This is a genomic window from Geodermatophilus ruber (assembly GCF_900114385.1).
Classification (GTDB): Bacteria; Actinomycetota; Actinomycetes; order Mycobacteriales; family Geodermatophilaceae; genus Geodermatophilus; species Geodermatophilus ruber.
This window is the reverse complement of sequence record NZ_FOSW01000005.1, coordinates 65,902-89,939: the sequence shown is the minus strand read 5'-3', so window position 1 is coordinate 89,939 and position 24,038 is coordinate 65,902. Positions and strand designations below refer to the sequence as shown.

Below are 24,038 nucleotides of genomic sequence, written 5' to 3'. Positions count from 1 at the left end.
GAGGCCCTGGTCAGGTTTCCTGACCAGGGCCTTCGTCCGTTCCGGCACCGTCCAGCGGCGCCGGCGTGGTCTGGCCACAAGCCCGGCAGACCCGGCGCTGACGACCGGGGCCTGCCCGAACCGAGGGTTCCCGGTGCGGCGTCAGATCTGCAGGCGCACGCGGTACCCGTTGCCGTAGCGGGCCGGTTTGACTGCTTCCACTGCGCTCACGGGTGCCGGCCGCAGCGCTGCTCGCAGACGGGTGACCGACGCGCCGTGCGTCGCGGTGCGCGAACACCGCGCCCAGCTCGACGCGCTCACCGCCCGGCTGCTCGCGGCCGAGACCCTCGACGAGGACGAGGCCTACGCCGCCGCAGGCATCGACCGGAACACCGCCGCCGGCGCGCGAGCCCGGGGCGAAGCGCCGGAAGCCGACCCGGCCCCCGGGTTGCCCCCGCCCCGCGCGACACCCGGCCTGACGGCGACGGGCGGCCGCAAGTAGGCGCAGCGATGTGCATCCGGGGCGCATCACCGCATCACGAGATCCGCGGGCGCCCCACGCTGACGCGACGACGTGGCTCCGCGCCGACGACGAGACGCCGAGCGGCCGTTGCCAGGAAACGCACAGCCGGGGCACCGGTTACCCCGAGGTCGACGCGGCACCGTGATCGTCAGACCCCGGAGGCATCCCGGCGGAGGCGGAGGTGGGACGGTGCGCGCCGCAGATCCCGTCCAGGCACGCCGAATCGGTGTTCGCCGCGTCCGGCGGGCCACCGCCGCCGTCGCGGTGGCGGCCGTGGCCGGCACCGGCCTGCTCACCTGGTCACTGGCCGACCAGGCCGCCGCCCAGTCGCCCGCCGTCGGGACCGTCACGGAGCACGACGACGGCGGTCGCCTGGGCCGGTTCGGGACCGATGACGTCAGGCCGCCGGGCCAGCTACCGGGATCCGGTGGATCCGGCCCGGTGCACGCGTCGAGCGGTGGATCGTGATCGCCGCCGCCGACTGGACGGCGTGGACCTGCGCGGTACGGGTAGCGGTCACCGACAGCACCGCGCTGGACGCGGCGCGTGCGGAGGTCACGGCGGTGATGGCGGAGGTCGACCGCGCCGCCAGTCGGTTCCGAGCCGATTCGGAGCTGGCCGCGGTGGAAGCGTCCGACGGATCCTTCACGCGTATCGGCCCGCTGCTCACCGATCTGCTCGCCGCGGCGCTGCGCGCGGCCCGGCTGACCGACGGGGACGTCGATCCGACCGTCGGGGGATCCCTGTGCGGGCTCGGCTACGACCGGGACCTCGCCGAGGTGTCCCTGGACGGCGGACTCGCCGTCCGACCGGCCCCCGGCTGGCGCACGATCGAGCTCGACGTGTCGCGTCACCGCGTCCGCGTGCCCGCCGGGACCCACCTCGACCTGGGCGCCACCGCGAAGGCGCAGGCGGCCGACCTGGCCGCACGCGCCGCCGCCCGAACCACCGGCGCCGGCTGCCTGGTCGCCATCGGCGGGGACGTGTCGGTCGCGGGCCCAGCTCCGGCCGGGGGCTGGCGGATCCGCGTCGAGGACGTCACGGGCGACCCGTCCGGGCCGCCCGTCGGCCCCTGGACGGTGGTCACCGTCCGGGAAGGCGGCCTGGCCACCTCCTCCGTGCACGCCCGGCGCTGGAAGCGCGGCGGCATGCAGCTGCATCACGTGGTCGACCCGCGCACCGGGCTGCCCCCCGTGTCGACGTGGCGGACGGTGTCGGTGGCGGCCGCCAGTTGCACCGACGCCAACATCGCGTCCACGGCCGCGCTGGTCCGGCAGGCGTCCGCCGTGCCGTGGCTGCGCGCACGTGGCCTGCCGGCGCGCCTGGTGCGCGCCGACGGCGCGCTGCTGACCCTGGGCGGCTGGCCGGCGGAGGAGCGTGCGGCGTGACCGGGGCGGCGCTCTGGTACCTCAACCGGGCCACCGGCATGGTGGCGCTGGTGCTGATGACGCTGACGATCGTGCTGGGCACGACCGTCCGCAGGCATGGCCGGCTGCCCGGGCTGCCCCGGTTCGGCGTCGTCCACATGCACCGCAACGTCGCGTTGCTCTCGGCGCTGCTCGTGGCCGGGCACGTGGTGACGGCGGTCGTCGACTCCTACGTCGACATCGGTGCGACCGCCGCGGTGCTGCCGTTCACGGCGGGCTACCGGCCGCTCGCCGTCGGGCTGGGTGCGCTGGCGGTCGACCTGGCTCTGCTCGTCCTCGTCACCAGCCTGCTGCGGGACCGGTTGCCACGGCGGCTGTGGGCGCCGGTGCACCTGACGTCCTACGCGCTCTGGCCGCTGGCCGCCGTGCACGGCCTCACCGCCGCCAGCGACCTGGGTGGCGGGTGGCTGCTCCTGCTGGTGCTGGCCTGTGCGGCCGCGACGGCCTGGGCGTCCCTGGCTGCGCTGGCCACCCGTCGAGCCGCACGACCGCCGTCGGAACGGGCCCGGGACGCGATGGCCGAGTCGGTCGCGGCCTTCGCCGCCGGCCGGCCGGCCGGCCGGTACCGGAACGGGTGACCGCAGGTGACCGCCGCATCCGCGACCGTCGCGCTGCTGAGCGCGCCGGGCCCGACCCTGGCCGATCACCTGGCCACCCACGGCCCCCTGCCGCCGGGCGACGCGATCGCCGTCGCCGAGGAGGCGGGCCTGACCGGACGGGGCGGCGGCGGATTCCCCACGGCGGTGAAGCTCCGTTCGGTCGCGGGCGGCCGGCGGGCACCGGTGGTCGTCGCCAACGGCTCGGAGGGCGAGCCGGCCTCGGCCAAGGACGCCGTGCTGCTCTCTCGCGCGCCGCACCTGGTGCTCGACGGGATCGCACTCGTCGCCGGCACCCTCGGCGCGGCCTCGGCCGTGCTGGCGGCCGACGCCGCCCGGCTGCCCGAGCTGGCCCCGCACGTGGCCGAACGGCGCGACCGGTTGCCCGTTCGGCTGCACCCGGTCGCCGCCGGCTACCTCGCGGGCGAGGAGTCCGCCCTCGTCGCCGCACTGAACGGACGCGCGCCTGTGCCGACCAGCAAGTTCCCCCCGGTCCGCGAGCGCGGGGTGGACGGCCGGCCGACGCTGGTGATCAACGTCGAGACCCTCGCCCGGCTCGCACTCCTCGCACGAGGCGACTCGTCCGCCGGCGACCGGGCTCTGCTCACCCGGCGCCTCGAACGTGCCGGCAGGCTGTGGGTGGACGTCGTCGACGCGCCGCTGAGCACGCCGCTGGCCGAGTGGCTGCCGCTGGACGCCGATGTGCAGGCGGTGCTGATCGGCGGCTACGCCGGCACCTGGGTCCCGGCCCGGACCGCCGCGCGGCTGTCCCTGGACCACTCGGGTCTGGCCGCTGCCGGCGCCCGCCTGGGCGCGGGGGTGCTGGCCGCACTCCCTGCCGACCGGTGCGGGCTGCGCGAGACCGCCCGCGTCGTCCACTTCCTGGCCGGGGAATCGGCTGGCCAGTGCGGCCCGTGCCTCAACGGGCTGCCGCGTATCGCCGCGGCGATGGACCTGCTCGCCCGCCCCGCTCCTCCCCCACCCGACCTGCTCCCCGCCGTCCGCCGGTGGTGCGGGCTGCTGCCCGGCCGAGGCGCGTGCTCCCACCCCGACGGCACCGTCCGCCTGGTCGCCGGCGCGCTCGGGGTGTTCGGCCCCGAGCTGGACCGGCACCGCGCAGGCACCTGCACCGCCCGGGTGCACCGCGCCTTCCTGCCGGTGCCCCGGAGGCCTCGGTGAGCCGGCTGCGCGTCGACCCGATCCGCTGCACCGGGCACGGAATGTGCGCCGAGCTGCTGCCCGAGGCCGTCGCCCTGGACGAGTGGGGCTACCCGCTGCCGGCCCCCGGTGAGCTGCCGGACGATCTGCTGCCCGCCGCCCGCCGCGCGGCTGCCGCGTGCCCGACCCGGGCCCTGCTCCTGCGTCGCCGCGGATGACCTGCACGACCCAAAAGGAGTACGCGATGGCTGTGCTGACACCTCTCCGCGAGGCCCCACCGGCGGCCGACGGGGCCGGGGGCGAGCCTCCGGACGACCGCGGGATGGTCGTCTGCTTCCGGGTCGAGGACGACGGCGGGCTGAGCCTGATCTGGACCGCGCCGCTGCCCGCAGGCGCAGACCCGGTGGCCGCCGGGGCCGCCTCTCCTCTCCGCCCGAGCTGACCGGGGCCCGGCATTGTCGATCCACGGTCAGTGCCGCGGGAGGCGTTCGAGGCCATGGTCGTCGACGCCGAGCAGGATCACCACCTGCCCGAAGCCCGACCAGTAGGTGCCGGTATCCAACCGTCACCAGCCCGGTGACGCACACCGCCGACGTCGCGTGGAACAGCGCGGTGAGGACGTCGGTACGGCCGGGACCGGCGGTCGCGACCGGCAGAGAGCAGGCCGGTGCCGACCCCGATCGCCGCGGCGAAGGCGCCGGCGATGATCCGGCCGGGGTGGCGGAAGCCGCTGGCGGTCCGCTCCGGCGTGCGTTGGACGCATTCCCCGCGGGACCAACGGCTGCCGGGCCAGGGACGAGGTCCCGTGGTTCCGCCGCCCCGCGGGGGGCGAAGGTCGTTCGATGATCGGTTCGTCGCCGGCCACGAAGGGAGGGGCCGTGTCCGCGCTCGCGTCGCCGCCACGTCGATCAGGCGGACGGCACCGGGTGGCCGGGCTGCGGCGGTGGACCGAGCCTGCGCTGCTGGTCGTGACGGTGACGTTGCTGGCGGCCGGGGGCGTGGCCTGGGCGGTGGGGGCTGGCCGGTGGGACGACGTCCTGTGGGCGGCCGCAACGGTCATCGCGGTGGTGCCGTCCGCCGGGTGGGTGGTGGCTTCGCTGCTGCGGCGAAGGGCCGGGGTCGACCTCATCGCGTTGCTCGCGTTGCTCGGCACGCTGTTGGTCGGCGAGTACCTGGCCGGCGCACTGATCGCAGTGATGCTGGCGACCGGGCGGGCGCTGGACGCGGCCGCGCAGCGGCGGGCGACCCGTGACCTGCGGGCGCTGCTGGAGCGGGCACCGCGCACGGCGCGCCGCCGGGCCGGGAACGTCGTCTCCGAGGTGGGGGTCGACGAGGTCGACGTCGGGGACCTCGTGCTCGTGGGTCCGGGCGAGGTGCTGCCGGTCGACGGAACGGTCGCGGTCGGCCCGGCAGTGCTGGACGAGTCGGCGCTGACCGGGGAGCCGGAGCTGGTCGAGCGGGCCACCGGAGACGCGGTGCGCAGCGGCACCCTGAACGCCGGCGGCGCGTTCGAGGTCCGCTGCACCGTGCCGGCGGCGCAGAGCACCTACGCCGGGATCGTCGCGCTGGTCCGGCAGGCCGGGGCGGAGAACGCCCCGGTCATCCGGCTGGCCGACCGGTTCGCCGCCTGGTTCCTCCCTCTCTCGCTGGCCGTGGCCGGGCTGGCTTGGCTGGTCAGCGGCTCACCCACACGGGCGGTGGCGGTGCTGGTGGTGGCGACCCCGTGCCCGCTGCTGCTGGCCGCCCCGGTCGCGATCGTCTCCGGGCTGTCGCGGGTGTCTCGTCTCGGCGTCGTGGTCCGCAGCGGGGGCGCGCTGGAGAACCTCGGCTCCGCCCGGACGATGGTGCTGGACAAGACCGGCACGCTGACCGCCGGCCGGCCGGCGGTGACCGAGGTGCTGACCGCGCCGGGGTGGCCGGCGCCGGACGTCCTGCGGCTGGCCGCCGCGGCCGACCAACTCTCCCCGCACGTGCTCGCCGAGGCCGTGGTGGCCGAGGCGCGGGCGCGCGGCCTTCCCCTGCCGCTGCCGCGGAACGTGCGCGAGGAGCCCGGGCGCGGCGTGGAGGCCACCGTTGACGGCCGCCACGTCCGGGTCGGCAAGCGCGACCCGGCACCCGACGACAGCTGGGCCCGGACGGCGGTCAGCCGCGCCGGGCTCGACGGCTGCGCGCTGGTGTGGGTCGAGATCGACGACACCCCGGTCGGTGCGATCCTGCTGAAGGATCCGGTGCGGGCCGACGCCGGCCGGACGCTGCGCCGGCTGCGCTCCGCCGGGATCCACCGGCTCGTGATGCTCACCGGCGACCGGCCCGAGCCGGCACGAGAGGTCGGCGCGGTACTCGGCCTGGACGAGGTGTGCGCCCAGCAGACGCCGGCGAGCAAGGTCGCCGCGGTCCGTGCCGAGCAGGAGCAAGGGGTCACCGTGATGGTCGGCGACGGCCTGAACGACGCGCCGGCGCTGGCCGCGGCCACGGTCGGTGTCGCGATGGGCGCCCGAGGATCGACGGCGTCGTCCGAGGCCGCCGACGTGGTCCTGACCACCGACCGGCTCGACCGGATCGCCGACGCGATGGAGATCGCCCGCTACGCCCGGCGGATCGCCGTGCAGAGCGCGGTCGCTGGGATGGGCCTGTCGCTGGCGGCGATGGCGCTGGCCGCCGTCGGCCTGCTGCCGCCCACGTTCGGGGCGCTGCTGCAGGAGGCCATCGACGTCGCGGTGATCCTCAACGCCCTCCGCGCCTTGCGCGGCGGCCAGGTCGGCGGGCGGCCCGTGCAGCCGAGCACCCAGACGCTGTTGCGCCGCTTCGGCGCCGAGCACGACCATCTGCGCCAGGCGCTGCCGCTGGTGCGGACGGCCGCCGACGCGCTGGCCGCCGGCCCCACGCCGCGGGCCGTGGCGGCGCTCCACCGTGCCCGGACGGCGCTGGTCGAACGGCTGGTGCCACACGAGGAGGCCGAGGAGGCCGAGCTCTACCCAGCGCTGACCCGGACCCTGGGCAGCGGCGAGGCGGTGGCGCCCATGAGCCGCGCGCACGCCGAGATCGGCCGGCTCACCCGCCGGTTGCAGGCCCATCTCGACGCCGTCGACGCCGGCGCCGAGCTGGACCTGGAGCGCCAGCAGGACCTGCTGGCCTGCCTGTACGGACTGCACGCCCTGCTGCAGTTGCACTACCTGCAGGAAGAGGAGAGCTACTTCGCGCTCGCGGCCGAGTGACTCCACCTGTTCCTCGCCCGCTGCCTGCTCCACCAGAACACCCGCTCTCCCGGCGGTGCGGTGTGCCCGGGCGTCGTCGTGGACGCCGTCGCCCCCTACGTGGCCAACGGCACCGGCATCGTCCAGAAGCCCCGGTAGAGCTCAGTTGGAGCCGCTTGAGCTTCGGGAGCCGCTCGTGGTGCCGGAGTCCGTCCCGCTGCCGGAGGTGCCTACCGTGCCTGTGCCGGAGTGGGCCTCCAGCGGCCCGGACCGGAGCGGAGGGGTCACGGGCGTGCCCTGGTTCTCGACGACGCGGACCTCGACGACGTACTCCTCGGGGTTGGCGAAGACGTCCCGGAACCCGTCGTCCCGCACGACCTCGCAGCCCGAGCCGGAACCGTCGATCCACTGGTCCCCGATCCCCAGGTCGACGACCTCCGCGCCGGCACGGTCGAGGATCGTGCTCTCGATGCCGTCCCCGTCCTGAGGGGCGTCGTTGTCCCAGATGAAGCAGATCACCGGCAGGGCGTTGCGGTCCTCCAGTTCCAGCCACGCCTCCCCGCCGTTCTGCCAGTCCGCCCGCAGGTGCACGCCGTCGTCGTCCAGGGCGGCCAGGGTCCTCGTGACGGTGGCCACCAGCCCGAGCGCTGCCAGGATGGTGACGACCGTGGTTCGCCTGCTCCAGGTCTTCATCGTGTCGTCTCCGCTCGGCTCGGTCAGGTGACGATGACGTGGGCGGTGGCGGTGCCGGCGAGCGCGCCGGTGAGCCAGTGCCGGAACTCGTAGGTCACGGTGTGCGTGCCCGCGGCGGTCGGGGTCAGGATCAGGTCGTAGCGCTCGGCCGTGGTGGTCTCGAGCCGGTTCCCCGGGAGTGGCGTGGGCGCCGGGAGGGGTTCGCCGTCGGACATGTGCACGACCGGGGCCAGCGCCGCCGGGAAGCGGACGACGTTGACGAAGTAGGCGCCGGTCAGGTGGCGCAGCAGCACCCGCTGACCGACGCGTGCCCGCACCGTCGTCTTCGGGTTGTTCCGTGACCGCCGTGCGTCGACGCCGTTGATCGTGAAGTAGCGGGGCCGGAACCGGTTGAGGCGCGTGCGGTCGGCGATGGCGTTCTTCTCCCCGGAGGCGTGGTTGTAGTCCCGCCAGGTCGGGTCGATGTCGTAGGCGGCCCACAGGGCCTCGACGTCGTACTGCGGGCCGCCCACGTAGAGCGTGCCGGGGCCGGACGGCGGGTCGAGGATCAGGTAGCCGAACATGCCCATCTGCACGTGCAGCGGGGCGTTGCGGTGGCAGTGGTAGAAGAACGTGCCCGCCCGCGACGCGCGCCACTGGTAGGTGTACCGGCTGCCGACGGTGAAGGACGAGTCGGGGACGCCGTCGTTGAAGGTCGACGGTTCGATGCCGTGGTGGTGGATCGTGTGCACGTTGATCGCCGTCTCGATCGTCGTGTGGATCACCTGGCCCTGCCGGGCGCGGATCGGCGTCGAGGGGAAGGGCTTGTCGTCGTCCGGGTCCTTGAAGGCCCAGTACTCGACGTCCCCGCCGTCGGAGAACTCGAGCTTGTCGTTGAACACCTTCCGCACGAAGGTGGCGTCCGGCCGCACCTTCCCCGGCGTCTCGGGGCTCTCCTCCGGGCGGTTGTGCCCGAAGTGCACGGCCTGGGTGAGGTCCGCGGGGCGGTTCTGGTCGATCGGGACGAGTCCTCCGGACATCGGCGATCACTTCCCTCTAGTCGAACACCGATTCCGAGACCATGCCGCCGGCGTAGTGACCGCCGCTGGCGGTCTCGGCCATCTCGATGTGGTCGTGCACCACGTACTTCTGCGCGCGCTCGACGACGGGCATCGAGTCCGGCGGCGTCTCCATCGGGAAGAGCACGTCGACCACGGTGCCGGGCGGGATCCGCACGGTGTCCTTGAAGGCGCCCACGAGCCACGGTGCGTCGGGGTGGCTGAGGACCCAGAAGTGGTTGCCGTGGAAGTGCACCGAGCGGGGCGCTCGTCCGGTGTCGATCATGCGGACCAGCGTGGCGTCCCCCGGCCGGCCCAGACCCCCGGCCCGGCCCTCCAGGAAGGTGGCCGGGTCCTCGACGGCCAACATCCCGCTGACCCCGTTGATGAGGAAGTACTCCGGCTCAGGATCGCTGGGAAGGGCGACCCGGCCGCCCGCGAGGTCCCTCGCGGTCGCTGGGTTCAGCTCGGCGAACAGCCAGGTGCGCTCCTGCACGATCTCGGTCGGGATCGCGGCGGCCTGGGTGCCGAACAGAGGCTGACGGCGCGCCCGGGCCAGGGCCCCGGGGAAGTTGGCCTCGATGGAGCCGGCGGCCCCCCGCGCCCGGACGACGAGGGCGCCGGCGGCTCCCAGGGCACGCCCCGTGTCGGCGCTGCCGTCGATCGTGCCGATGTACACGAACGTGCCCGGCCGGTCGGGTGCGGTGAACGAGATGGTGCGGCTCGCCCCCGGCGGGACCGGGGTCCCCGGGACGCCGGGGATCCCGGGGACGGTGAGCCCGATCTGCCGGCCCGTGCCGTTCGTGAGTGTCAGGTTCACGGTGTCGCCGGTCTCGACCTCGAGTCGGCCGCCGGGGATCTCGACCCGGTCGGGAGCGCTGCCGAAACCGAGGACCGGCACCACCAGGCCGTCGATCATGACCCGCTCGCCGTTCAGCGCGAACAGTTGCGCGTTGACCACGTCAGCGGCGGCCCGCTCGGCCGAGGCCAGCAGGCCACTGCCGACGAGGACCAGCGTCGCGGCGGTCCCGAGGCCGTACTTGAGCGCCGTGCGGCGGGAGGCCAGGGTCTCGGTGGCGTCCATGAGGCCTCCGGGGCTGGGAGGAATCGGTGCGGGCCGGAGGGGCGAACCCACTGGGAAAAGGATCCGATCCGAGTCGTTCCGGCACCAGGCCGAACGAGGGGGGTGCCGTGTCCCCCATTCGGGGGACGTGCCGGGGTGGTCGCACAGCTCCGACGAGTTGCACCCAGCCCGCGATCGTCTCGGCCGACGGCTCCGGACAGGGCGGGGCGGGGCGGCGGCTTTTCCCGCCCGGGGCCGGGAGCACCCGCTCCACCGTGGATCGACTGAGCCGGCTGGGGCGGCTGGGATGGGTGTGGGGCCTGTGCAGAACACGCAGGGTCCGGTGCTGGTCCGGAACAGGACCGGCTCGGACCCTGGCTCCATGACTCTCGCCTACTCCTACGGGACCGCTCACGCCGTCGTGATGGTCGGCTCGGTGGGCAGCACCGAGGGGCTCAAGCCACGGCAGATCGGGCCGGCGCACGCCACCATCGGCCGGGTCAACGGCCGCAGCCGCAAGGCCCTGTGCGGTGCCTACGTCGCGGTGGACGAGGAGACCGTCTGGCCGCCGGAGGGGTACGAGAGCTCCCAGCTGTGCGCCGAGTGCGCCACGCTGGCGTCCCTGTAGCACGCACCGCGCCTCACCCCGGCCCGTCCGGGCGGGTCACCGCCTGACCGAGGCCGAGGAGGTTCCCCTCGCTGCCCCGGAACCACGCCGCGCGCTCGCCGACCCCGCCGTCGGGGGGCTGGTTGCCCGCGCCGGCTCAGCCGCCGGCCACCGACGGCAGCACCTGCACCTCCGCGCCGTCGCGGACCGCCGTCCCGAGGCCGCCGGAGAAGCGCACGTCGTCGCCGTCGACGTAGACGTTCACGAACCGGCGCACCTGCCCGGTCTCGTCGCGGATCCGGCCGCCCAGCAGCGGGTGCTCGGCGGCCAGCACGTCGAGGAGGTCGGCGAGCGTCCCGCCGGCCGGCTGCAGCTCGAGGTGCTTCTCCCCACCGGCCAGGGCGGCCAGCACGCCCGGCAGCACCACCTGGACGGTCACGGCACGCTGACCGCGCGGACGGCGAGGACGTCGGGCAGGTGGTCGGCGACCAGGGTGAAGGTGTCGCCCTCGTCGGCGCTGGCGTAGACGCAGCCGTCCCGGGTGCCCACGTAGATGCCGGTCGGGTCGCCCTCGTCGGCGCAGAGCGCGTCGCGCACGACCGCCGTCCACGCCGCGTCGGGCAGTCCCTCCCCCAGTTCGGTCCAGGTCGCGCCGCCGTCCCGGGTGCGCTGCACGCGCAGCCGCCCCTCCGGTGGGACCCGCTGCATGTCGGCAACCAGCGGCACCACCCACGCGGTGCCCGGCGTGCGCGGGGAGGCGACGACCGGGAAGCCGAAGTCGGCCGGCAGGCCCTGGGCGATCGACGTCCAGGAGAGCCCGCCGTCGTCGGTGCGGTAGACGCCGAAGTGATTCTGCGCGTACATCCGGTCCGGACCGGCGGCATCGACGGCGACCTTGTGCACGCACTGGCCGTACTCCGGCGGCGGCTCGGGCAGGAAGGCCGCGCCGATCCCCCGGTTGCGTGGCGCCCACTTCTCGCCGCGGTCGTCGCTGACGTAGACCCCGCCGGTGCTCATCGCGATCGTCACCCGGTCCGAGGCCGGGTCGGGCAGCACCGTGTGCACCGCCCCGCCGCCGCCGCCGGGCTCCCAGGTCGGCCGGTGCGGGTGGTCCCACAGGCCGCGGACCAGCTCGAAGCTGCAGCCGCCGTCCGTGCTGCGCCACAGGGAGTGCGGCTCGCAGCCGGCCCAGACGACGTCGGGACGGTCGGCGGTGTCGGGCCGCAGCTGCCAGACGCGGGCCAGCGCGGCGCCGGTGTCCTCGGGGAAGCGGATGGCCCCGGTCTCGGTCTCCTGCCAGCTGCCCCCGAGGTCGTCGGACCGCATCACGGTCGGCCCCCAGTGGCCGTACTGGATGCCGGCCAGGACCCGGGGCTGCGGCCGGCGGGTGTCGATCGAGACCGCCGCGACCTCCTGGGCCAGCAGGTGCGGCTCCCCCAGCGTCCAGGTGCGGCGGTCGTCGTCGCTGCGGGCCAGCCACAGGCCCTTGCGCGTACCGATGGCGAGCAGATCGGTCATGGATACCCCTCCGGGTCGACGGCGGGGGCGTGCGCCCCTCGGGGGTCAGACCCCCCGAGGGGCGAGAACTCAGCGGCGGGTGGCACCGCCGTCGGGCCGCTCGGGGGTCGCGGCCGGGATCGTGCCGGGCGCGCCCGCCCCCCGGGCGCGGCCGTCGGCGTGCTGTGCGTGCTCCTCGGCCAGGCCGGGAGCCAGCTTCTCCGCCTTCGCCCGCAGCTGCTCGGCGGCGCTGGCGTGCTCGCGCGCCTGCGCGGCCCGCTGCTGGGCTTCCTGCTCGGCCAGCCGCGCGCGCTCCTCGACCTCCGCCCGCTCCCGGCGGGCGCGTGCGGCCTGCTCCTCCGCGGCCGCACGCTCCATCTCGGCCCGGGCACCCCGCAGCTGCGCCTCCTGCAGGTGTTCACGGGCCTGCTCGCGCTTGCGCGCGCTGTTGATCCGGTTGCGCTTGGCCAGCGCCAGGCCCAGCAGCGCGAGCAGCACCACCGCGACCACGACGACGAGCACGATCACCCAGGTCTCCACCGTTCTCCCTTTCGGCTCGGGAACCGGGTGCTCGATGCCCTGGCCGGGGCGCGGCAAAACGCCGGACCGACGGAGCTCAGCTCACTTCAGCGCGCTGCCGGCCTGCCACTCCTCCCAGGGGATCGTCCAGTCGTAGATGTCCGACCGGAGCGTGCCCGCGCCGGAGCCGCGGATCTCCACGATGTCGCCGGGCTGGGAGAAGTCGAAGAACCAGCGGGCGTTCTCGGTCGACATGTTGATGCAGCCGTGCGAGACGTTCTCCCGCCCCTGCTGGGCCACCGACCAGGGCGCGGCGTGCACGAACTCGCCGCTGTCGGAGATCCGGACGGCGTACTCGACCGGCGTCCGGTAGCCGTCGGGGCTGTCGACCGGCACGCCGTAGGTGCTCGAGTCCATGATCCGGTCGCGGTTCATCTCGGTGACCACGTGCGCGCCGTTGTAGCTGGGGTTGTCCGGGCTGCCGGCGCTGATCGGGAAGTTCTGCACCATCTGGTCGCCGTCGTAGACCTCCATCCGGTGGGTGCCGGCATCGGCGACGGACACGTGCCGCGCACCGATGCGGAAGGAGACGGTGCGGTCCTTCTCCCCCCAGACGCCCTCGCCGAAGTCGATGCCGTAGAGGTCGGCCTCGAGCGTGACGTCGGTCTGCGCCGGCCAGTACCCCGACGGGCGGAAGTGCACCTCCCTGTCGCTGAACCAGCTCCACACGCCGTCGGTGGGGGTGGAGCTGACGACCCGCAGGTGGCTCTCGACGGCGGCCTTGTCGGCGACCGGGTCCTCGAAGTAGACGCGGATCGGCATGCCCACGCCCACGGTCTGGCCGTCGAGCGGGCCGATGGACGGCGTGCTGAGCGTGGCGGGGGTGACCGTGGTGAACGTGCTCGCGGCCTCGGTCGGCTCCTCGTCCTCGTTCTCCGCGGTCGCGGTGAGGGTGTAGCTGGTTCCGTAGGCCAGCGGGGTGTCCGGCGTCCAGACGGCGACGGCCGGGTCCTCGGCGGAGTCGGCGACCGAGCCGGCCACCGGGGTGCCGTCCCCCGCGACGACGGTGACGTCGGTCAGCTCGCCGTCGGTGACCGAGATCTCCAGGGGGACGGCGGGTGACAGGTCGGTGGAACCGTCGCCCGGCAGCACCTCGACCGCGGCCGGCGTCGCCTCGGCGGTCGGCTCGGCAACGGTCGCATCCGCCCCGGCGTCGCCGGAGCACCCGGCCAGCAGGAGCAGCGCCCCCGCCGTGACCAGCGCAGCGGTCCCTCGCATCGCGTTCCCTTCGCGTCGTGGAGTGGCCGCCCCCGCGCCAGTCACCCGCCCGGCCCACCAGTGTCCATGCCGGAACCGGAACAGCACCGGACGCTGAGTGACGGGGGTCCCCGGCGGCGGGTCGGACGGCGCTGGTATCGTTTCCCCTCGTTGCCGGCCGAGCCGGACGACACGCGCCATTAGCTCAATTGGCAGAGCAGCTGACTCTTAATCAGCGGGTTCGGGGTTCGAGTCCCTGATGGCGCACCAGCACCACAAGGCCCTCTGCGGCGTCGTCCCGAGGCCGTTGATCCGGCCGCGTCGAGGGCCACTCCCGGTGGCCGAGCGGCCCTTCAGGGCGTCCGCTCAGAGCATCATGCGCGCTGGCCGGGAGCCCTCTGCGACTCGGTGTGCCGACAAGCCGGTCAGAAGCCTTCGCCCCTGTGCCGCCCCGGGCGTGCGGTGGAGGGTGGCCGTGTCCCGGAAGCGCCGACCGTTCCGGTGTTCGCTGGTAGTTCGCTCGGCCGTACCGCCGGTCCGTGGCTTCCCCGGTTTCGAGCAGGGGGCAGGGCACCATGACCACCGTCGAGCAGCAGGCCGGCAGTGCTGTCCGGCCGTTCCGGATGGAGTTCCCGGACGAGGAGCTCATCGAGTTGCGCCGCCGCCTCGCCGCCACGCGCTGGCCGAGCAAGGAGCTGGTGACCGACCGCTCGCAGGGCGTGCAGCTGGCGACTATGCAGGAACTCGCCCGCTACTGGGCGACCGACTACGACCTGCACCGGGTCGAGGCGCGGCTGAACGCGCTGCCGCAGTTCACCACCGAGATCGACGGGGTGGACATCCACTTCCTCCACCTGCGCTCGCCGCACGAGAACGCGCTGCCGCTGATCGTGACGCACGGCTGGCCCGGCTCGGTCGTCGAACTCCTCGACGCCGTCGGCCCGCTGACCGACCCGCCCGCGCACGGCGGGGCCGCCGAGGACGCGTTCGACCTGGTGCTGCCGTCATTGCCCGGCTACGGCTTCTCCGGCGAGCCGGCCGAGGTCGGCTGGGACGTGGCTCGGGTCGGGCGCGCGTGGGCGGAGCTGATGAGCCGCCTCGGCTACACCGGCTACGTCGCCCAGGGTGGCGACGTGGGCGCCGGCGTCACCGACGCGATGGGCCGCCAGGCTCCCGAGGGGCTGCTCGGCATCCACACCAACCTGCTCGTGACGGCGCTGGGCGGCCCGCAGCCGGCGGACACCGAGGCCGAACGCGCGGCCGCCGACGCCATCGCCACGTTCCGGGCGGATGGCTACGGCTACTTCCTCGAGCAGGCCACCCGGCCGCAGACCATCGGCTACGCCCTGCTGGACTCACCCGTCGCCCTGGCCGCCTGGATGCTCGACCACGACACGGACAGCTACTACAAGATCTCCCGCGCCTTCGTCGACGGGCAGCCCGCGGGCAACCTCACCCGGGACCACATCCTGGACAACGTCACGCTGTACTGGCTGACCGGCACCGGGGCCTCGTCAGCCCGGTCGTACTGGGACAGCTACGGAGTCGCCGCTACCGCGGCCGGCCAGGCTCCTGCGGAGGTCTCGCTTCCGACCGGCTTCACCACGTTCCCCGGTGAGATCTGGCGGACCCCGCGCAGCTGGGCCGAGAAGGCCTACCCCAACCTCACCTACTTCCACGAGGCCGACCGGGGCGGCCACTTCGCCGCCTGGGAAGAGCCCGAGCGGTTCGCCACCGAGGTTCGGGCGGCGTTCCGCCCGCTGCGCAGCCCCGGTCCCCGAGCCGCGTAACTGATCCCCTGCGGCGTCCTGGGCCGGCAGCCTCCCCGGCGCTCTCGCGAAATTCCGACGACCGGCCGGGGAATCACTGCCTCGTCGGGACCTGCGGGCGCGGCTCGCTCATCTCGGCGGCCGGGCCGCGGCGGAGACGGCGCCAGATCCAGCTCGACGGCACCCGCTGGCCGGTCACCAGGTACTCGAGGACGCCGTCCACCAGGAGGGTGGTCTCCAGCGCACGGCGGGCGGCGGGCCGGCCGGCGAGCAGCAGCTCGTCGCCCGGCTGCAGCACGAAGTCGTCAGGGGGCGCCAGCACGGCCTCGTTCCCGCGCACGACCAGCAGGACGATGGCGTGCAGTGGCTCGTCGCGGTCCTCCGGGTTGCGCAGGAGCGTCCCGACCCGCGCCTCGCCGCGGGCGAGCCAGTCCTGCAGCGCCGGGGCCTCCTCCGGGGTCAGGCGGACCTTCCACAGCGCCTGCAGCCGCGTGCCGCACAGGGCGGTGAGGCGGTCGATCAGGTTCGCCGCCCACTCGTCGCCCATGGCCGGCATCTCGCGAAGGAACCGCCACAGCAGGGGCGTCGAGAGCTGGGCGTAGACCTCGTGCGCGACCACCTCGGTCGGCACGAGCAAAGCATCGATCTCCATCGCCCCGAACAGCGGCCCGCTGGTCGGCCGGTTCTGCCGGGCGGCGACGAACAGCGACGGGTTCAGCCGGCGGGCGGCGGCGACCAGCGAGAGGTTGGTCGTGTCGTTGTCGGTGCCGGCGACGAACCCCACTGCCCGCTCGGGGTGAGCCCGGGCGAGCACCGCCGGGTCGGAGCCGTCCCCGACCACGACGTCGTCGGCGTCGGGGTCCTGCGGGTGGGGGTCGATGACGGTGACGTCGATGCCCTCGGCGCGCAGGTCCGCGGTCAGCTCCCGGCCCAGCCGGCCGTACCCGCAGACCACCCAGCGGCCGCTGCGCGGCGGCGAGCCGCGGGGCGGGAGGGGCGCACCCGGCCCGCTCTCCAGCCAGGTCAGCAGCTGGTACGCGGCCGGGGCCCGCAGCGCCAGGCGCAGGTGGTCGCCGAACCGGTCGAAGGGGTTGACCACGCTCGGGTTGCCGAACGCCTGCATCCGCTCGGCCATCACCGATGAGGTCGCCCGCGCGATGACCGGCACGTCCGGGCGCAGCAGCGCGGCGGCCATGACGACGGTGAGGTTGGCCTCGTCGTCATCGGTGAGCGCCACCACCGCCTCGCAGCACGGGTGCTCGAGGCCCGCGACGCCGAGGTAGCCGGGGTCCCGCACGTCGGCGACCAGACCGGGGACGTCGGCGTGGTAGGACTCGAGGTCCAGGCCCTCGATCCGGTCCGGGGACACGTCGAGCACGACGAACCGCCGGCCCAGGGCGTCGATCGAGTGCCCCAGCAGCTCACCGGCGCGCCCGTAGCCCGCGACCAGCACGAAGGGCTCGCGCAGCCGGGCCACCTCCCGGGTGAAGCGCTGCACGGCCAGCGCCTGGCGGAAGGCCCGGTCCCGCAGCCGGGCGAGCAGCGACCCGATGGCGTAGGCCCACCCGATCACCGTCAGGTAGATCGAGATCGTCACCCACATCCGCTGGTTGTAGGTGAAGGGGAACGGGATCTCCCCGTAGCCGATCGTCGTCGCGGTGTAGCTCATGACGTAGAAGGCGTCGAAGAAGCCCATCCGCCACGGCCGGCCCTGGGCGTCCTGCCCGGGGATCAGGGTCAGGCCGAGGACGCTCACGGCGAAGATGACGATCAGCACGATCAGCGGCGCCCGCATCCGCCGCAGGATCAGGAAGATCGTGGCCGACGCGCGGGCCGCCGAGGAGGCGGCCACCCGCAGCGAGGACCGGCGACCCCGGCGCTCCTCGCTCTCCCGTCCCCGTTCGGCGTGCGCGGGCCTGCCCACGACGGCCTCCGATCACCCGCGGTGGAAGGACACCGTCTCCACCACGAGGAGGACGACGGAGACGATGTTGGCCAGCAGCGCGCCGCCCGAGAGGGATACGACGCTCGCCGTCCAGGCCGGGGTCATCCCGGCGCTCGAGACGTACTCGGCGTAGCCGAAGAAGAGGGCCGCGCCGATGAGCTGGAGGTCGGCGACCAGGCTGGTGGCCAGGTGCACCGCTCCGATCTGCGTGCGGTCGCCGAACTTCAGCACCGTGGCGATGAGGTTGACCACGACCGCCGCGAACAGCTCGAACGGGTTGTGCAGCGTGGGGTCGTCGATGTCGCCGATGAAGAAGCCGAAGTTCAGGGTGGCGGCGAGCAGGACGAAGAAGCCGAAGACGACCTTCTCGAGGTTCACCGCCCCTCCCGCCTGCGCGCGGTCGTCGCCGGGAACCCGCACGACGCGCCCCGTACGGGCCGGACCGTAGCCCCTCGCCCTGCTGCGCGCAGCCCGGATCGGCGACCCCGCGCCGGCGGTCAGCGGGTCAGGGCCAGGCAGATCCAGCAGAGGGGCCAGCCCTCGTCGTCGTCCTCGGGCCACCGCCAGTCGGCGGGGTCGAGCAGCCGCACCGGGGCGAGGCAGAGCGCCCGCCCGTGGAGGAGCCCCTCGTCGCCGACCGCGTGCAACCACACCGTCGGCGACTCCGCCCACCCGGCGCACCACGGGCGCGGTGCCGCCGCGTCCGCGCCGACCGTCCAGTGCGGGGTGCGCGTCAATGGACGTCGAGCCGCACGCCGTCGGCGGCGAGCCGGTCGGCGAGCCCGGCGAGCAGTTCCCAGGCCTCGGGATCGACGGTCGCCGGCGGGCGGAGCTCCACGGTGAGCCGACGGTGGCCGCGGCTCCGGAGTCCCTCCACGGACCGGCACAGCATGTCCGCGCCGATCCGGTCGAGATGCCCGCGGACGCGCACCGCGGCCCGCGCCTCGTCGATCGATGCGGTGAACAGCGGCGCCCTCGGGCGGATCCCGGTGTCGACCGCGTCGATCGTCCGCCCCCGTTCCCGATCCATGCCTCGACCGTGGCGGCTCGGTCGGCGCCGGCCCAGGGCCCTAGGTCCCTGGGCCGGCCGGGGTCGTCTGCGGCCGCGTGAGCAGGGGCATCGTCACCATGTCGACGATCTCGGAGACGACGGCAGCGTCGAGCGGCCCGCCGGTGACCAGCCAGCGCAGCCCGACCACGGCGGGTCCGGCCTCCGCCGCCAGGGACGCCCGGGCCGCGGCCGAGATCTCGCCCCGGGCCGCCGCCCGGTCCAGCGCCGTGGCCCAGGCGGCGTTCCACCAGGCGAGCGGCCCCCGCTGGTAGGCCTCGGCGAGCACCGGGTCCTCGAGCACGGCGCCGAGCAGGCCGCGCACGGCCCGCCCGGCCGGGCCGGTCAGCAGGTCGACCGTCGCCGTCAGCACGGCCACCAGGTCGTCCCGCAGGCAGCCGGTGTCCGGCACGGTGGACGCCTCGTCGCGGACGGCGGCCATGACGCCGAGCAGCAGATCGGTCTTGCTCGACCAGCGGCGGTAGATGGTGGCCTTGCCCACCCCCGCGACCAGGGCGACGGCATCCATCGTCAGGCCGGCGTAGCCGTCCCGGCCAAGGACCTCGAGCACCGCGCCGGCGATGGCCTTGTCCCGCTCGGGATCGAGCCGCCGCTCCCCATAGCGCGTACGAACGGGTGCGGCCGTCGATCGAAGGAGTGCATCACCGACAGTCACCGCATGAACGTAACGCGTACTGATTCCGCGGATCCAACGCGCTTCGTCGATGGGTAGCAACACGGACAGCGATGGAACCGTCGCGTTCCGTTCAGACTCACTTACGTTGCGTCACAAGCCGGTCTGCGCCTGCACGCCTGCGACGACGAAGGGATGGCATGGAACAGCGCTTCGACTGGCACTCGCCGAGCTCCCGGTTGGTCCTGTCGGCGGCCCTCGACGCGCTGGCCGACGTGGGCTATGCCCACCTCACGGTCGCCGAGCTCCGCTCCCGCACCGGCGTCGCCGGGCTCTGCATCGAGGAGGCCGACCTCGAGGAGATCGTCGCCACCGCGCTCGAGCGGGTGCAGGTCTTCGACCTCCCCACCCCGACCGGGGACCTGCGCGCCGACCTCGCCGGCCTGCTGCGCCCGTGGCTGGCCACCCGGCGGCGCGACGAGCAGGTCATCGCCGCCGTGCTCAGCGCGGCCGAGTGGAGCCCCCGGCTCAAGCACGCCGTGTGGCAGGTCTTCGACCGGCCACTCGCCCAGGCCGTCGGCGCGATCCTGGCCGGTGCGGTGCCCGGCGGCCAGGTACCGGCGGCCCGGGTGCACACCCTCAACTGGCTCCTGCGAGGGCTGGCGCTCGACCGCATGCGGGCGGCCACCCCCCGGTGCCCCGTGGACCTCGACGACCTGGTCGACCACCTGCTGGCCGGTCTCGATCCCGCCCCGGCCGCGGGCCCGGGCCCCACGGCCTGACGCGGCGAGGCCGGTCGCGGAATCCTCCGCGACCGGCCTCGTGCTTCCCCCTCGACCGGCGCCGCCCTTCCCCCGTGGCGGCCCCGGCCGTCGTGCCCCGGCGCCGCCGTTCCCCCGCGGCGGCACCGGTCGTCCCCGCCGGCGGCTCCGTTCCCCCGTGCAGCGGAGACACCGGCAGTTCTCAGGCCCGGACGGGCCGGTTCATCGCGGCGCGCCGTTCCGCTGCGTCGCGAAGAAGGTGAAGTCCAGCGCGCTGGTAGCACCCCGGACCAGGTCTGCTTCGGTCGTGCCGGGCAGGGACGCGGTCAGCAGCAGGTGGTCGACCTGGCCGGGCGCGAGGCCGGCGGCCCCGACGAGCGCCTCGTCGAGCACGATCGGCCCGTCGTAGAAGGGCGTCGTCGTCCCCGCGCAGTGCCACCCGGCCTCGCGCAGGTCCCATTCCTCCGAGCAGGACTCCACGGTCAGCTGCAGCCCGTTCCCCGTGTCGCTGTCGAGCACGCTGCTCTGCGTCGCCACCGACGTGAGCCGCATCTGCGACAGCGGCACGGTGCCGCTGTTGACCAGGTCGATCGCCGAGCTCTCCGAATCGCCGGCGAGGAAGGTGCCGTTGTCGAACAGCGACAGCGTCGCGGCGTCGGCCGCCTTGCTGAGCTCGATCGACAGCACGCCCGATGCCATCTCGGTGATCACCGGTGTGGTGCTATCGGTGAAGGTCCCGAAGGTGCCGAGGCCGGCGACAGCAGCGGCGACCCCGAGGACGCCGATCGAGGCAGCGATCCGGGCCCGGGCACCGGGTCGGGTGGGCTGGGCGGTCACGACGGTTCTCCTCGGTTCGACTCCCCGCCGGGCATTCCCGGCGGCAGGTCGAACTCTGGTGGGCCTCCCGCAGGTCTCCCGCCACGAATCCGCAAGAGATCCGCACGATGTGACGGAAGGACGCCAGGTCCCCCGCGGTTGTCCGGACGTGCGCAGGGACGTCGAGGTCGTGGTGATCGGGGCCGGGCAGGCCGGGCTGAGCGCGGCCCACCACCTGGCGCGGCTGGGGTTCGCCCCGGGCTCCGGGTTCGTCGTCCTCGACGCCGACGCCCGGCCTGGCGGCGCCTGGCAGCACCGGTGGCCGTCCCTGACACTGGCCCGCACCCACCACGTGCACGACCTCCCCGGCCTCCCCTTCCCGCCCGCCGGGGACGACGTGCCCGTCGCCGACGCGGTGCCGGCCTACTTCGCCGCCTACGAGCGCCGTTTCGCCCTGCCGGTGCACCGGCCGGTGCGGGTCACCGCGGTGCGCCGGGCCGGCGACGGCGGGTTCTTCGTCGAGGCATCGGCCGGCGACTGGACCGCCCGCGCCGTCGTCAACGCCACCGGTACCTGGACCCGGCCCTTCGTGCCCCGCTACCCCGGGCAGGAGCTGTTCGCCGGCCGCCAGCTGCACCCGGTCGACTACCGCGGTGCCGCGGAGTTCGCCGGGCAGTCGGTCGTCGTCGTGGGCGGCGGGGCGTCCGCGGTCCAGCTGCTCGGCGAGATCGCGGAGGTCGCCACGACCACCTGGGTCACCCGCCGCCCGCCGGTCTGGCGGGAGGAGCCCTTCGACCCGGAGGCCGGGCGCGCGGCCGTCGCCCTGGTCGCCGACGCCGTTCGCGAGGGCCGCTCCCCCGGCAGCGTCGTCGGCGTCACCGGCCTGGTGGTCACGCCCTGGGTGCGGGCGGCCCGCGACCGCGGCGTCCTCGACCGGCTGCCGATGTTCGACCGGCTGACCCGCGACGGGGTGGCGTGGGACGACGGCCGGTTCGTCCGGGCCGACGCCGTCCTCTGGGCCACCGGGTTCCGGGCGGCGCTCGGGCACCTGGCGCCGTTGCAGCTGCGCGGCCCCGGCGGGGGCATCCGCATGGACGGCACCGCCGTGGTCGGGGAGCCCCGGGTGCACCTGGTCGGCTACGGGCCCTCGGCCAGCACGGTGGGCGCCAGCCGGGCCGGCCGCGCCGCCGCCGTCGAGCTGCGCCGTCTGCTGCACCCCGACGCGGACCTGTCCCGCACCGCCTGAGAAAGGTCCCCGCCTGGGGCAAGGACCCGCCCGCCGGAGGGGCGGAGATGGCCGTGCCTGCCCCTCCGGACGGGGCCGCGGGAGCACCGGGCACAGTGGTCGCCGTGACCTCACCCGATCCGCACACCGAGGGCCGTCGCGCCGCCACCGAGCTGCTCCGCCTGATCGCCGACGGCGGGTCCGCGAAGGTCGACGAGCTGCTCGCCGGCATCCCCACGATCCGCGAGCTGGTCTTCGTGGGGGCCGGACTGAGCTCCATCGCCCGCACCGAGGGCCGGCAGCTGCCGCCCGCCCAGCGCGCCCAGGCCAGCACCCGCCAGCTGAACCTCGGCCGGCTGCGCGACTCCCACCGCAGCGACCCCGAGGGCCTGCGGCGCTGGCTGCGGCAGGCCGCCGAGGAGATCCTGCTCATCCGCTCGCAGCTGGCCGTGGCCGAGCGGTTCGCCGACTGAGCGCGGATCAGCCGGCCCGGCGGGTGGCCGCCGTCGCCAGCGGCAGCACGCCGACCAGCAGCCCGGCCACCGCGACCAGGCTCCAGGACAGGCCGATGCCGGCGGCCAGCAGGCCCAGCGCGAGCGCCCCGAGCGCCATGCCCGCGTCGAAGGAGGCGTTCCACATCGCGCTGGCGGCCGCCGCCCCGCGCTCGCCGGCGCGGCGGAAGGCCAGCAGCAGGGTGAGGTTCTGCACCGCGCCGTAGCCGGCACCGAACACCGCCGCCCCGGCCAGCACCCACCCGGCACCCCACGGCAGGCCGGCGGCGAGCACCGCCAGCCCCACCGCCGTCCCGAGCAGGGACACCGGCAGGAGCAGCCGGCTGCCGAACCGGTCCGCGAGCAGGCCGGCCCGCCAGCGGCTGAGCGCACCGGTGAGGCCGAGGACGATCAGCGCCACGGTGGCCAGCGACCCGTCGGGGCGCTCGATGGGCAGGAAGGTCATCAGCCCGCCGCCGGCGAGGGTGACCGCCAGCAGCACGACCGACGGCGCCAGGGCGGCCCGCGCGCCGCGGCGACCCGCCCCGGGCACCGGTGCGCCGGCCGGGGCGTCGGATGCCGCCCGCCCCAGCCCGCGCAGCAGCAGCAGGCCGAGCACCGGGCTGGCCGCGAGCCACGCCAGCCAGGTCGCGTGGCCGGCCAGCACCAGCGCGACCCCCGCGGGGACGGCGATCAGGTTGGGCACCGCGATCGCCAGCCCGTAGAGGCCGATCGACTCCCCCTTCCGGCCCGCCGGCGCCACCCGCGCCGCGAGCAGCGAGCCCAGCACCGTGAGGACACCGAACCCCGCGCCCCGCACCACCGCGATGGCCAGGAGCCAGGCCGGCCCGTCGCTCACCGCGTACAGCGGGGCCGGTGCGCCCAGCGCGACCAGCCCGACGGCGAGCACCCGGGCCGTGCCGAACCGGGCGGTCAGCGCCGGGACGATCGACTGCACCGCGATGGTCACCGCGAGGAACACCGCGGTCACCAGCCCCGCGGTGTCCTCCGACGCCCCGCCGGCGACCGCGTAGGTGGGCAGGGAGGCGAGCGTCAGGCAGTAGCTGCCGAAGCCGAGGGCGGTGACGCCGACCAGCGCCCGCATCGCCGGCAGCCGCCACAGCGACGTCCGGGCCTCTGTCGACCGGTCTGCCACACCGCACCTCTCCCCCGGACCCCGTAGCCCGGCCGACCAGCATGCCGGGCCCCGGCCCGCCCCGCCGGGCGGGTATGCAGGTCCCGTGCGCCTGCTCACCGTCGGGCACGGCCCCGAGACGCGCGACCGGCTCGGCCCGCGCCTGGTCGCGGCCGGCGTCGAGGCGATCGTCGACGTCCGCCGCTTCCCGGGCAGCCGCAGCAACCCCGACGTCGGGCGGGAGTCGCTCGGGGAGTGGCTGCCGGAGCTGGGCATCGGCTACCGGTGGGACGAGCGCCTGGGTGGTCGCCGGCGGCTCCCCCGCGGCGAGCCGGTGGCCGACGGCTGGTGGTCGGTGGACCAGTTCGCCGCCTACGCCGCGCACACCCGGACGCCGCAGTTCGCCGCCGCCCTCGACGAGCTGCTGGCCGAGGCGGCCGCCGCCACCGTGGCGGTCATGTGCAGCGAGAGCGTGTGGTGGCGCTGCCACCGGCGGCTGATCGCCGAGGTCGCCGTCCTCGCCCGCGGCGTGCCGGTCGGCCACCTGATGCCCGACGGCCGGCTGGCCCCGCACCGCCCGTCCGACGGTGCCCGCCTGATCGACGGCGAGGTGCACTGGCCCGCCTGCTGACGGCCCGCCTGCAGGGTCCCGCCGCGGCCCCGT

Annotated in this window: 27 protein-coding genes and 1 tRNA gene; 14 read left to right on the top strand and 14 right to left on the bottom strand. The window is 75.0% G+C overall.

Features of this window, described 5'->3' with window-relative positions; all coding sequences use genetic code 11:
• The first annotated feature begins 241 nt into the window (after nt 1–241).
• The 7 genes from BMZ50_RS10015 to BMZ50_RS09980 all read left to right on the top strand — a co-directional run bounded on the left by BMZ50_RS10015 (nt 242) and on the right by BMZ50_RS09980 (nt 6,898).
• The gene (locus tag BMZ50_RS10015) at nt 242–481 is read left to right on the top strand and encodes a hypothetical protein (protein WP_091323816.1); all 240 of its coding nucleotides are present in this window, start codon (nt 242–244) and stop codon (nt 479–481) included.
• Nucleotides 482–966: 485 nt separating this feature from the next.
• A complete protein-coding gene (locus BMZ50_RS10005) occupies nt 967–1,890 on the top strand; it encodes an FAD:protein FMN transferase (protein WP_218146189.1) in 924 nt (307 codons plus the stop codon).
• Entirely contained in the window at nt 1,887–2,507 is a 621-nt protein-coding gene (locus tag BMZ50_RS10000) for a ferric reductase-like transmembrane domain-containing protein (protein WP_091323811.1), read from the top strand. The genes BMZ50_RS10005 and BMZ50_RS10000 overlap by 4 nt, the downstream gene beginning before the upstream one ends.
• Before the next feature lie 6 nt (nt 2,508–2,513).
• The gene (locus BMZ50_RS09995; protein ID WP_091323809.1) at nt 2,514–3,704 is read left to right on the top strand and encodes an NADH-ubiquinone oxidoreductase-F iron-sulfur binding region domain-containing protein; all 1,191 of its coding nucleotides are present in this window, start codon (nt 2,514–2,516) and stop codon (nt 3,702–3,704) included.
• A complete protein-coding gene (locus BMZ50_RS09990) occupies nt 3,701–3,901 on the top strand; it encodes a ferredoxin (protein WP_218146188.1) in 201 nt (66 codons plus the stop codon). The genes BMZ50_RS09995 and BMZ50_RS09990 overlap by 4 nt, the downstream gene beginning before the upstream one ends.
• 26 nt (nt 3,902–3,927) lie before the next feature.
• Complete coding sequence (locus BMZ50_RS09985) at nt 3,928–4,125, top strand: hypothetical protein (RefSeq protein WP_091323807.1); 198 nt, start codon at nt 3,928–3,930, stop codon at nt 4,123–4,125.
• Nucleotides 4,126–4,561: 436 nt separating this feature from the next.
• Nucleotides 4,562–6,898 carry a heavy metal translocating P-type ATPase gene (locus BMZ50_RS09980; protein ID WP_218146187.1) on the top strand — a complete coding sequence of 779 codons (2,337 nt, stop codon included), beginning with the start codon at nt 4,562–4,564 and terminating at the stop codon, nt 6,896–6,898.
• Between the two features lie 141 nt (nt 6,899–7,039).
• Here BMZ50_RS09980 and BMZ50_RS09975 read toward each other — a convergent pair whose 3' ends face one another.
• From BMZ50_RS09975 to BMZ50_RS09965, 3 genes are read right to left on the bottom strand one after another with little or no spacing between them, the layout of a single operon-like run.
• Complete coding sequence (locus tag BMZ50_RS09975; protein ID WP_091323805.1) at nt 7,040–7,570, bottom strand: hypothetical protein; 531 nt, start codon at nt 7,568–7,570, stop codon at nt 7,040–7,042.
• A gap of 23 nt (nt 7,571–7,593) precedes the next feature.
• Nucleotides 7,594–8,589: a multicopper oxidase domain-containing protein gene (locus BMZ50_RS09970; protein WP_091323803.1), complete on the bottom strand. Its 996-nt coding sequence runs from the start codon at nt 8,587–8,589 to the stop codon at nt 7,594–7,596.
• A gap of 16 nt (nt 8,590–8,605) precedes the next feature.
• Complete coding sequence (locus BMZ50_RS09965) at nt 8,606–9,691, bottom strand: multicopper oxidase domain-containing protein (RefSeq protein ID WP_177212736.1); 1,086 nt, start codon at nt 9,689–9,691, stop codon at nt 8,606–8,608.
• Nucleotides 9,692–10,052: 361 nt separating this feature from the next.
• Here BMZ50_RS09965 and BMZ50_RS09960 point away from each other — a divergent pair, with 361 nt between their 5' ends.
• Nucleotides 10,053–10,298, top strand: coding sequence for a hypothetical protein (locus tag BMZ50_RS09960; protein ID WP_091323800.1), 246 nt, complete (start codon nt 10,053–10,055; stop codon nt 10,296–10,298).
• A gap of 136 nt (nt 10,299–10,434) precedes the next feature.
• Here BMZ50_RS09960 and BMZ50_RS09955 read toward each other — a convergent pair whose 3' ends face one another.
• The 4 genes from BMZ50_RS09955 to BMZ50_RS09940 all read right to left on the bottom strand — a co-directional run bounded on the left by BMZ50_RS09955 (nt 10,435) and on the right by BMZ50_RS09940 (nt 13,571).
• Entirely contained in the window at nt 10,435–10,716 is a 282-nt protein-coding gene (locus BMZ50_RS09955; RefSeq protein ID WP_091323798.1) for a ubiquitin-like small modifier protein 1, read from the bottom strand.
• Nucleotides 10,713–11,795 (bottom strand): WD40/YVTN/BNR-like repeat-containing protein, encoded by a 1,083-nt coding sequence (locus tag BMZ50_RS09950; RefSeq protein WP_091323796.1) that lies wholly within the window; start codon nt 11,793–11,795, stop codon nt 10,713–10,715. Before BMZ50_RS09950 ends, BMZ50_RS09955 begins: the two co-directional genes overlap by 4 nt.
• A gap of 69 nt (nt 11,796–11,864) precedes the next feature.
• The gene (locus BMZ50_RS09945; protein WP_143087142.1) at nt 11,865–12,314 is read right to left on the bottom strand and encodes a hypothetical protein; all 450 of its coding nucleotides are present in this window, start codon (nt 12,312–12,314) and stop codon (nt 11,865–11,867) included.
• 81 nt (nt 12,315–12,395) lie between these two features.
• Nucleotides 12,396–13,571, bottom strand: coding sequence for a L,D-transpeptidase (locus BMZ50_RS09940; protein WP_091323795.1), 1,176 nt, complete (start codon nt 13,569–13,571; stop codon nt 12,396–12,398).
• Nucleotides 13,572–13,744: 173 nt separating this feature from the next.
• On the opposite strand from BMZ50_RS09940, the gene BMZ50_RS09935 reads away from it, so the two are divergent.
• Nucleotides 13,745–13,820, top strand: a tRNA-Lys gene (locus BMZ50_RS09935).
• A 305-nt stretch (nt 13,821–14,125) separates the two neighbouring features.
• Nucleotides 14,126–15,340 (top strand): epoxide hydrolase family protein, encoded by a 1,215-nt coding sequence (locus tag BMZ50_RS09930; protein WP_091323793.1) that lies wholly within the window; start codon nt 14,126–14,128, stop codon nt 15,338–15,340.
• A gap of 73 nt (nt 15,341–15,413) precedes the next feature.
• Here BMZ50_RS09930 and BMZ50_RS09925 read toward each other — a convergent pair whose 3' ends face one another.
• The 5 genes from BMZ50_RS09925 to BMZ50_RS09905 all read right to left on the bottom strand — a co-directional run bounded on the left by BMZ50_RS09925 (nt 15,414) and on the right by BMZ50_RS09905 (nt 18,988).
• A complete protein-coding gene (locus BMZ50_RS09925) occupies nt 15,414–17,243 on the bottom strand; it encodes a potassium channel family protein (RefSeq protein ID WP_218146186.1) in 1,830 nt (609 codons plus the stop codon).
• A 12-nt stretch (nt 17,244–17,255) separates the two neighbouring features.
• On the bottom strand, nt 17,256–17,642 hold the full coding sequence (locus BMZ50_RS09920) for a DUF6394 family protein (RefSeq protein ID WP_091323791.1): 387 nt from the start codon (nt 17,640–17,642) through the stop codon (nt 17,256–17,258).
• Nucleotides 17,643–17,761: 119 nt separating this feature from the next.
• Complete coding sequence (locus BMZ50_RS09915; RefSeq protein WP_245753520.1) at nt 17,762–17,917, bottom strand: hypothetical protein; 156 nt, start codon at nt 17,915–17,917, stop codon at nt 17,762–17,764.
• A gap of 80 nt (nt 17,918–17,997) precedes the next feature.
• Nucleotides 17,998–18,294 (bottom strand): hypothetical protein, encoded by a 297-nt coding sequence (locus BMZ50_RS09910; RefSeq protein WP_091323787.1) that lies wholly within the window; start codon nt 18,292–18,294, stop codon nt 17,998–18,000.
• Nucleotides 18,295–18,334: 40 nt separating this feature from the next.
• Nucleotides 18,335–18,988 carry a TetR/AcrR family transcriptional regulator gene (locus BMZ50_RS09905; RefSeq protein WP_143087141.1) on the bottom strand — a complete coding sequence of 218 codons (654 nt, stop codon included), beginning with the start codon at nt 18,986–18,988 and terminating at the stop codon, nt 18,335–18,337.
• A gap of 158 nt (nt 18,989–19,146) precedes the next feature.
• Here BMZ50_RS09905 and BMZ50_RS09900 point away from each other — a divergent pair, with 158 nt between their 5' ends.
• On the top strand, nt 19,147–19,728 hold the full coding sequence (locus BMZ50_RS09900; RefSeq protein WP_091323782.1) for a TetR/AcrR family transcriptional regulator: 582 nt from the start codon (nt 19,147–19,149) through the stop codon (nt 19,726–19,728).
• A gap of 201 nt (nt 19,729–19,929) precedes the next feature.
• Here BMZ50_RS09900 and BMZ50_RS09895 read toward each other — a convergent pair whose 3' ends face one another.
• Nucleotides 19,930–20,544, bottom strand: a complete 615-nt coding sequence (locus tag BMZ50_RS09895; protein ID WP_091323780.1) for a hypothetical protein — start codon at nt 20,542–20,544, stop codon at nt 19,930–19,932.
• Between the two features lie 148 nt (nt 20,545–20,692).
• On the opposite strand from BMZ50_RS09895, the gene BMZ50_RS09890 reads away from it, so the two are divergent.
• Both BMZ50_RS09890 and BMZ50_RS09885 read left to right on the top strand, forming a co-directional pair.
• A complete protein-coding gene (locus BMZ50_RS09890) occupies nt 20,693–21,769 on the top strand; it encodes an NAD(P)-binding domain-containing protein (RefSeq protein ID WP_091323778.1) in 1,077 nt (358 codons plus the stop codon).
• A 104-nt stretch (nt 21,770–21,873) separates the two neighbouring features.
• Nucleotides 21,874–22,221 carry a hypothetical protein gene (locus tag BMZ50_RS09885; RefSeq protein WP_091324169.1) on the top strand — a complete coding sequence of 116 codons (348 nt, stop codon included), beginning with the start codon at nt 21,874–21,876 and terminating at the stop codon, nt 22,219–22,221.
• A 7-nt stretch (nt 22,222–22,228) separates the two neighbouring features.
• On the opposite strand, the gene BMZ50_RS09880 is transcribed toward BMZ50_RS09885, so the two are convergent.
• Nucleotides 22,229–23,395 (bottom strand): MFS transporter, encoded by a 1,167-nt coding sequence (locus BMZ50_RS09880; RefSeq protein ID WP_091323775.1) that lies wholly within the window; start codon nt 23,393–23,395, stop codon nt 22,229–22,231.
• An 85-nt stretch (nt 23,396–23,480) separates the two neighbouring features.
• Here BMZ50_RS09880 and BMZ50_RS09875 point away from each other — a divergent pair, with 85 nt between their 5' ends.
• The gene (locus tag BMZ50_RS09875; protein WP_091323772.1) at nt 23,481–24,005 is read left to right on the top strand and encodes a DUF488 domain-containing protein; all 525 of its coding nucleotides are present in this window, start codon (nt 23,481–23,483) and stop codon (nt 24,003–24,005) included.
• Nucleotides 24,006–24,038: the final 33 nt, after the last annotated feature.

Excerpts from the sequence above, each read along its gene's own strand:
- BMZ50_RS09975 (WP_091323805.1), bottom strand. The coding sequence starts at position 7,570 with ATGAAGACCTGGAGCAGGCGAACCACGGTCGTCACCATCCTGGCAGCG.
- BMZ50_RS09985 (WP_091323807.1), top strand. The coding sequence starts at position 3,928 with ATGGCTGTGCTGACACCTCTCCGCGAGGCCCCACCGGCGGCCGACGGG.
- BMZ50_RS09930 (WP_091323793.1), top strand. The coding sequence starts at position 14,126 with ATGACCACCGTCGAGCAGCAGGCCGGCAGTGCTGTCCGGCCGTTCCGG.
- BMZ50_RS09940 (WP_091323795.1), bottom strand. The coding sequence starts at position 13,571 with ATGCGAGGGACCGCTGCGCTGGTCACGGCGGGGGCGCTGCTCCTGCTG.
- BMZ50_RS09950 (WP_091323796.1), bottom strand. The coding sequence starts at position 11,795 with ATGACCGATCTGCTCGCCATCGGTACGCGCAAGGGCCTGTGGCTGGCC.
- BMZ50_RS09970 (WP_091323803.1), bottom strand. The coding sequence starts at position 8,589 with ATGTCCGGAGGACTCGTCCCGATCGACCAGAACCGCCCCGCGGACCTC.
- BMZ50_RS09965 (WP_177212736.1), bottom strand. The coding sequence starts at position 9,691 with ATGGACGCCACCGAGACCCTGGCCTCCCGCCGCACGGCGCTCAAGTAC.
- BMZ50_RS09900 (WP_091323782.1), top strand. The coding sequence starts at position 19,147 with ATGGAACAGCGCTTCGACTGGCACTCGCCGAGCTCCCGGTTGGTCCTG.
- BMZ50_RS09910 (WP_091323787.1), bottom strand. The coding sequence starts at position 18,294 with ATGGATCGGGAACGGGGGCGGACGATCGACGCGGTCGACACCGGGATC.
- BMZ50_RS09960 (WP_091323800.1), top strand. The coding sequence starts at position 10,053 with ATGACTCTCGCCTACTCCTACGGGACCGCTCACGCCGTCGTGATGGTC.